This window comes from Sphingomonas tagetis (assembly GCF_024211275.1).
Taxonomy (GTDB): Bacteria; Pseudomonadota; Alphaproteobacteria; order Sphingomonadales; family Sphingomonadaceae; genus Sphingomonas; species Sphingomonas tagetis.
This window is the reverse complement of record NZ_JAMLDX010000057.1, coordinates 1-1,015: the sequence shown is the minus strand read 5'-3', so window position 1 is coordinate 1,015 and position 1,015 is coordinate 1. Positions and strand designations below refer to the sequence as shown.

The window sequence follows — 1,015 nt, the reverse complement described above, 5'->3', positions numbered from 1 at the left end:
TGTTCAGTCCCGGCATCTGGTGGATCGGGTTGACGATGAAGCGATCTGGCTCTGAAGTCCAGATTTTGCAGATGTACTCATAGGGTGTGAGGCCGCCGAGCGCCTTCAGGCGGCGGGCGAAGTTATAGGCATCCATGAAGTCGGCGAGATGCGTGCGCAGCTGATCATGGCTTTCGTAGTGGAAGCGCTTGACGGTTGCATCCTTGATGGTGCGGTTCATCCGCTCGACCTGACCGTTGGTCCACGGGTGGTTCGGTTTGGTGAGCCGGTGCTCGATCTCATTTGCTTCGCAGATCATGTCGAAGCGCATCTGGCGCGACCAGGCGGTATTACGGTTGCGCGGTTGCTCGGCGAACTGGATGCCATTGTCGGTCAGGATCGTGTGGATGCGGTAAGGCACTGCTTTCAGCAGGTGCTCCAGGAACTCCCACGCTGTGCGCCTGTCAGCCTTATCGACCAGCTGGGTGACCGCGAACTTACTGGTGCGGTCGATGCCGACGAACAGGTAAAGCTTACCCTCGGTAGTCTGCACCTCGGCGATGTCCATGTGGAAGAAGCCGATGGGATAGCGCTTGAAGCGCTGACGCTTCGGCTTGTCGCCCTCGACGTCTGGCAAGCGCGAGATTCCATGGCGTTGCAAGCAGCGGTGCAGCGCTGAGCGTGTCAGGTGCGGGATCGACGGCTGCAACGCGTACAGGCAGTCGTCGAGCGGCAGCAGCGTGTGGCGGCGGAATGCCACGACCATCGCCTCCTCGGCCTCGGTCAACGTCGTTGAATGAGGGGCCTTCGGCCCGGTCTTCAGATCCCCGACGGTCGTTCGCTTGCGCCACTTCGCCACCGTCTTGGGGTTGATCCCCAGATCCCGGCTCAGCGACGCGAGCGAAGCTTGCGATCGCTGTATTGCTGCTCGGACGGCGTGCGTGGTCGTGGCGCTCCCGTGACGAACCTGGCCCATAATGCTTCCTTCCATTCCAACGAAAGGGTCGCACCATCAAACCGTGGGATCAAACACCTA

Annotated in this window: 1 protein-coding gene; it reads right to left on the bottom strand. The window is 60.7% G+C overall.

Annotated features, from left to right (window positions below):
* Positions 1-955 (bottom strand): IS481 family transposase (locus M9978_RS22990; RefSeq protein WP_254297502.1); only part of this gene is annotated, 955 nt, incomplete at its 3' end.
* Between the last annotated feature and the right edge of the window lie 60 nt (positions 956-1,015).